General features: G+C 66.4%; 5 protein-coding genes. 1 reads left to right on the top strand and 4 read right to left on the bottom strand.

Annotated features, from left to right (window positions below; all coding sequences use genetic code 11):
- Positions 1-50 precede the first annotated feature (50 nt).
- Positions 51-1,184: a peptidoglycan bridge formation glycyltransferase FemA/FemB family protein gene (locus DC347_RS17740; protein WP_109863872.1), complete on the bottom strand. Its 1,134-nt coding sequence runs from the start codon at positions 1,182-1,184 to the stop codon at positions 51-53.
- Between the two features lie 121 nt (positions 1,185-1,305).
- On the opposite strand from DC347_RS17740, the gene DC347_RS17745 reads away from it, so the two are divergent.
- On the top strand, positions 1,306-1,848 hold the full coding sequence (locus tag DC347_RS17745) for a TspO/MBR family protein (RefSeq protein WP_109863873.1): 543 nt from the start codon (positions 1,306-1,308) through the stop codon (positions 1,846-1,848).
- Between the two features lie 37 nt (positions 1,849-1,885).
- Here DC347_RS17745 and DC347_RS17750 read toward each other — a convergent pair whose 3' ends face one another.
- From DC347_RS17750 to gcvP, 3 genes are all read right to left on the bottom strand, one after another.
- The gene (locus tag DC347_RS17750) at positions 1,886-3,325 is read right to left on the bottom strand and encodes an L-serine ammonia-lyase (protein ID WP_109863874.1); all 1,440 of its coding nucleotides are present in this window, start codon (positions 3,323-3,325) and stop codon (positions 1,886-1,888) included.
- A 71-nt stretch (positions 3,326-3,396) separates the two neighbouring features.
- A complete protein-coding gene (gene gcvT, locus DC347_RS17755; protein WP_109863875.1) occupies positions 3,397-4,545 on the bottom strand; it encodes a glycine cleavage system aminomethyltransferase GcvT in 1,149 nt (382 codons plus the stop codon).
- Positions 4,546-4,616: 71 nt separating this feature from the next.
- A partial coding sequence (gcvP, locus tag DC347_RS17760) for an aminomethyl-transferring glycine dehydrogenase (RefSeq protein ID WP_109863876.1) occupies positions 4,617-6,489 on the bottom strand: 1,873 nt, incomplete at its 5' end.

Here is a 6,489-nt window from a genome sequence, read left to right on the forward strand (position 1 = left end):
ACGTACGGTCCGGCCGTGGGCTGCGGTGGATGCATCCCACGGGATGCCGGTCAGTAGAACTGCTGGCCGGTCCGGGCGGTTTCAATCCGGCGGAGCACCTTTTCGCCGCCACTGGTCCAGAGCTTGTGGCGCAGCGGGGAAAGGACGTAGTCGTAGCAGCCCACAAAGTCGGTGACGGTCTTGGTGAAGCTGGTCTTGAACATTCCCATCCCGTACAGGTTGTGGGTTTTGTCCTTGATCCGGGCCGCAGGCGGGGTGCCGCAAAAGTCGTATTCGGTGCAGCCGAGTTCCTGCATGCGGCGGATGGCTTCCCACTGCACCAAATGCGAGTCGCCGTACTGCTTGCGGTTTTGGGTGGACCCGCCGTCCTTGTAGGTTGCCTTGGCACCGTAGTTGATCACGAAGGCTCCGACGCTGGGCCTTCCATCCTCATAGACGAAGAAGAAGTTGCCTTGGCCACGGTTGCAGAATTCGTCCCAGAACTTGGCGTAGTAGTCGTAGCTGCGCAGGGGCATGGAGCCCTTGGCGTTGACGGTGTCTGCCATCAGGTCGTAGAGGGCGTGGTAGGTTTCCGGACCTTGTTCCTGCCGTACCACCTGGCAGCCTTCGCGTTCGGCGCGCCGGATGGCGTTCCGGGCGCGCGAGGAGATCGCTTTGAACACGTCCTCGCTGCTGCCGGAAATGTCCAGCAGCGCGGTGGAGTCGTTGGACTGGATATTGGGGGCTTTGACAAGGCCCGCGGCCTGGATGTCCCGCTGCGCCTCGGCGGTGCCGATGATGTCCGGTTCCACCTTGATGGTAAAGACGTTCAGTTTCCGGCTGCGGGCAAAGGCCGCGCAGGCTTCGAGGGCGGCTTTCAGGTCCGCGGCGGCGGCAACGTCAGGGCCTTTGATGAGATACCAGAGCCGACCCAGGACCGGAAATGACTTTTCCAGGACCAGGTTGTAACTGGAGTTTCCCGGGGCTTCCAGGACAAGGAAGCGGACTTTCCAGCCGGACCCATTCTTGACCGATGCGTAGGCGGCGGACTGCAGCATGTTGCCGCCGTTGGGGTTGGCCGTGACGTGCTTGTCCCAGTTCTCAATTTCCTCGGCTGTGGCAAAACGTGCGGTGAATTCTCGCAAGGGGGCCGTGTCCAATCGGGTTTGTGCGCGGTTTCGGTGGGTCTGGATGCGTGCGGACATGCAGCATCAAGTCTAAAGCCTCAGCCGCTGGAGCCTTTCTCCCGGCGATGCCTGGCATGGCGCCGGCCGTCCACGGGGCGGCGCCTTGACGGGGCTGCCCCGGGTCCGCAAGGGTTGGAGGATGAGGCCGGACCGGGACCAGAGCAGCACTTCCGCGGAGCGCGGACGGCCCTATGGCGCCGGGATCCAAATCGCCGGGCTCGCCGCCTTCCTGGTGGCGTCCTTGCTGGTGGCGGCGCTGGGCGGATTGGCGTCGGCCAGCAACGTCAACGGCTGGTATGCAACGGCGGACAAGGCGCCATGGTCTCCGCCCAACGGCGTGTTTGGCCCGGTGTGGGGAATCCTCTACACGGCGATGGCTGTTGCCGGCTGGCTGGTGTGGCGCAAACGGACGGAGCGGACCCGGAGCGCCCTCACCGCCTACGGGATCCAGTTGCTCCTTAACCTTGCCTGGACCCCCGCGTTCTTTGCCCTCTACCCCGTCCTTGGAACCGCGGCACTGTGGTTTGGGCTTGGCATCATCCTGGCGCTCATTGCCGCCGTCGGAGTCACCGTTCTCTATTTTGGTCCCATCAGCCGGACCGCCGGGTTACTCCTGCTGCCGTACATTTCCTGGCTGGTGTTTGCCGCCTCCTTGAACTGGTGGGCCGCCGCCTACAACTAGGGAGTGGGCGCCGGGTTCCGGGAAGAGGCGCCTGCGGTCAGCATTCGACGACGTTGACGGCGAGGCCGCCCATGGCGGTTTCCTTGTATTTGTGGGACATGTCCTTGCCGGTTTCGCGCATGGTGATGATGACTTCGTCCAGGGAGACCCGGTGGGTCCCGTCGCCCCAGAGCGCCATTTTCGCGGCGTTGATCGCTTTCGCGGCAGCGATCGCGTTCCGTTCGATGCAGGGCACCTGCACCAGCCCGCCGATCGGGTCGCAGGTCAGGCCCAGGTTGTGTTCCATTGCGATCTCAGCGGCGTTCTCCACCTGCGCCGGGGTGCCCCCCATGACCTCGGCCAGGCCAGCGGCGGCCATCGAGGACGCGGACCCCACCTCGCCCTGGCAGCCGACCTCGGCCCCGGAAATCGAGGCTTGTTCCTTGTAGAGCACTCCCACGGCGGCGGCGGCGAGCAGGAATTTGACCACGACGTCGTCGCGGTCAGCGCCGGTGGCTTTGTCCATGCCGGGAGCGAAGTGCAGGGCGTAGAACAACACCGCAGGGATGATCCCGGCTGCCCCGTTCGTCGGGGCGGTGACCACCCGGCCGCCGGACGCGTTTTCCTCGTTCACGGCCAACGCCACCAAGTTAACCCACTCCTGCCAATACCGGGGATCGAACGGGCCCGCGTCCCACGCGGCGTCCTGGTCCGTGTCCTGCCCGTCGGCGCATTCATTCTTCAACCGCTCAAACCAGTCAGGGGCGCGGCGGCGGACCTTCAAGCCGCCCGGCAACACCCCCTCACGCTTCAACGAGGCCGCCACGCAGGCTTCCATCACGGACCAGATGTGCAGCAACCCGGCCCGGATCTCCTCCTCCCCGCGGGAGGCTTTTTCGTTCACCAGCATCACATCAGCGATTCCCAGCCCGGTCGCTGCGCAGTGCTCCAGCAGTTCCGCGGCGGTCCGGAACGGCAGCGGAAGCTCCTTCTTGGACTCCTCCAGTTCCTGCCGGGCCGCGTCTTCCTCACCCTCCCGGACGATGAACCCGCCACCGACCGAGAAGAACGTCGCGGTATGCACCACGGCACCGGCAGCGTCCGTGACGGTGAACGTCATCCCGTTCGTGTGCCGCGGCAGGACGGTTAACGGCCGCAACACCATGTCCTTCACCCCATAGGGCAGCGGGACGGCGCCGGCGAGGTTCAAGGTCCCGGTCCCGGCAATGCCGGCCAGCCGCTCCTCCACCTCCGCCGGGAGGATCAACTCCGGATGAAACCCCTCCAAGCCCAGCAGGATCGCGGTCATCGTCCCGTGCCCATGACCGGTGGCCGCCAACGAGCCATACAAATCCACCCGCAACGACGCCACGTGAGCCAGCACCCCCGAGGCCTTGAGTTCCTCCGCAAAAACGGCGGCAGCCCGCATCGGCCCCACAGTATGAGACGACGAAGGCCCGATCCCGATCGAAAACAGATCAAAAACGCCAACAGCCATGCGATTGGTTCCTAACTAAAACGGGTGGTGGGGGCGGGGTTTCGACGAGCGAAACTCCCGGCTGTCCGGCGCTATTTTTGGCGCTTGTAGAACGGGAGGCCGACGACTTCGAAGGGTTCGGCCTTACCGCGAAGGTCGACTTCGAGGGAAGTTCCCGGCGCCGAATGCTCCACGTCGACGTAGGCCATGGCGATGGGGTAGCCCAGAGTGGGCGAAGGCTGGCCGGAGGTGACTTCACCGACGGTGGCGCTGTCTTTCAGGACCGGGTAGTGCGCGCGGCCGGCCCGGCGTCCCCGGCCCTTGAGCCCCACGAGGCGGCGGCCGGAGGTGCTGCCTGCACCGTCTTCCTTCTTGGCTGCCAGCGCGGCCTTCCCGACAAAGTCGCCTTCTTTGGACAGCGCGACGACGGCGCCCAGGCCGGCGGCGAACGGGTCGCCGTCCAGCGAGAGTTCGTTGCCGTAGAGCGGCATTCCCGCTTCGAGGCGGAGGGAGTCGCGGGAAGCGAGCCCTGCGGGGGTGAGCTGGCCCTCGTCGGCAATGGCGATCAGCGCCTGCCAGAGGCCCGGGGCGTCTCCGTTGTCCACGAAGATCTCGAAGCCGTCCTCGCCGGTGTACCCGGTCCGGGCCAGCAGCAGGTCCAGGCCCGCACCGCCCACCAGGAAGGGGACCTCGACGGCGGCGTAGTACTTCAGCCCTGTCACCAGGGAATGCCGGGCTGCCGGAACCAGCCGCAGCAGGATCGATTCTGCTGCAGGGCCTTGGACGGCGATCAGTGACGTGCGGGCTGAGGCGTTCTCCACCTTCACGTCGAACCGGGCGGCACGTTCCTGCAATGCTGCCGCGACGGTGTCTGCGTTTCCTGCGTTGGGGACCACCAGGAAGACGTCGGTGCCGTCCGGCGCTGCCGGCCGGCGGTAGGTAATGAGGTCGTCGATGATGCCGCCGTCTTCGTTGCAGATCAGCGAGTACTTTGCCTTGCCCACGGCCATGGCGGAGATCTTGCCCACCAGGGCGTAGTCCAGGAACGCGGCGGCGTCGGGGCCGGTGACCCAGACTTCTCCCATGTGGGAGAGGTCGAACAGCCCGGCGGCCTTGCGGACCGCGTGGTGTTCGGCCAGTTCGGAGCTGTACTTCAGCGGCATCTGCCAGCCGCCAAAGTCCGTGAAGGAGGCGCCGAGCTTTTTATGCTCGTCGTAGAGCGCGGTGTACTTCTCAGTCATTGAAAGTCCTTTGGGAGCGGTGGTTGAGCTGGTCGAAACCGGGTGCCGGCCGGCTCAACCACCGGAGCGGTCTAGTTCTCGAACTCGGCTGTGCTGTCCTCGAACGCTTCGAGGGGCGGGCAGGAGCAGACCAGGTTGCGGTCGCCGGCGGCGCCGTCGATCCGGCCGACGGGCGGGAAGTACTTGTCCTGCTTGTGGTGGGCCGGGAACGCTGCTTGCTCCCGCGGGTAGGCGCGGTCCCAGTCAGAGGAGACGACGGCGGCGGCCGTGTGGGGTGCGTGCCGCAGCGGTGAGTCGGTGACGGCGAAGTCGCCGTTGGCCACCTGGTCGATTTCCTTGCGGATGGTGATCATGGCCTCGATGAAGCGGTCGATCTCGGCCAGGTCCTCGGACTCGGTGGGCTCCACCATCAGGGTGCCAGCGACGGGGAAGGACAGGGTGGGGGCGTGGAACCCGAAGTCGATCAGCCGCTTGGCCACGTCCTCGGCCGTGACCCCGGTCTTCGCCGTGAGTTCGCGCAGGTCCAGGATGCACTCGTGCGCCACCAGCCCGCCTTCGCCGGTGTAGAGGACCGGGAAGTACTCGTTCAGGCGGGACGCGACGTAGTTGGCCGCCAGCAGCGCGGACTTGGTGGCCTCGGTCAGGCCCTGCCCGCCCATCAGCTTCACGTACGCCCACGAGATCGGCAGCACACCGGCCGAACCGAACCGGGACGCGGAGATCGCCACCCCGTGGCCCTCTTCATGGGCGGCCTTGTTCGCATCGCCCGGCATGAACGGTGCCAGGTGCGCCTTCGCGGCAACGGGCCCGACGCCGGGTCCCCCGCCGCCGTGCGGGATGCAGAAGGTCTTATGCAGGTTCAGGTGCGAGACGTCCCCGCCGAACCGGCCCGGCTGGGCCAGCCCCACCAGGGCGTTCAGGTTGGCCCCGTCGATGTAGACCTGGCCGCCGGCGGCGTGGACGGCGTCACAGACTTCGCGGACGTCCCCGTCGAACACGCCGTGGGTGGAGGGGTAGGTGATCATGATGGCCGACAGGACATCCCGGTTCGCCTCGATCTTGGCCGTCAGGTCCTCGTGGTCGATCGTCCCGTCAGCGGCGGTGGCCACGACGACGACCTTCATGCCGGCGAGGACGGCGGAGGCGGCGTTGGTGCCGTGCGCCGAGGCCGGGATCAGGCACACGGTGCGCTGCTGCTCGCCGCGGGAGTGGTGGTAGCCGCGGATCGCGAGCAACCCTGCGAGCTCGCCCTGGGAGCCGGCGTTGGGCTGGATGGACACCTGGTCATACCCGGTGATCTCGGCCAGGTCAGCCTCAAGCCCGGTGATCAGTTCGCGCCAGCCCTCGGTCTGGGAATCCGGGGCGAACGGGTGGATCGAGGCGAACTCCGGCCAGGAAATGGCCTCCATCTCAGCCGTCGCGTTCAACTTCATCGTGCACGAACCCAACGGAATCATCGTCCGGTCCAGCGCCAGGTCACGGTCCGAGAGCTTCCGGATGTAACGCAGCAACTGGGTTTCAGACCGGTGCGTATTGAACACCGGATGCTGCAGGTAGGCCGAGGAACGCTCGACGCCGGCCTCCAGCCCAAAGCCCTGGCCCTCGCTGTGTCCCTCGGCAACCGGGGCGCCGAAGACGTCGGCGACCTGCGCGACGATGGCCGGCGTCGTGGTTTCGTCGAGGGAGATGCCTACGGTGTCGGCGTCGATGGGCCGCAGGTTGATGCCGCGGGCCTCGGCGTCGGAAATCACTGCTGACGCACGGCCGGCAACACGGACCGTCAGGGTGTCGAAGAAGGAAGTGTGCAGGACATCCAGGCCGGCGGCCTTGAGCGCCGCGGCGAGGGTACGGGCGTGGCCATGCGTCGTTTCCGCGATCGCCTTCAGCCCGTCCGGGCCGTGGTACACCGCGTACATGGACGCAACGATGGCCAGCAGCGCCTGG

This window comes from Pseudarthrobacter sp. AG30 (genome assembly GCF_003116525.1).
Classification (GTDB): domain Bacteria; phylum Actinomycetota; class Actinomycetes; order Actinomycetales; family Micrococcaceae; genus Arthrobacter.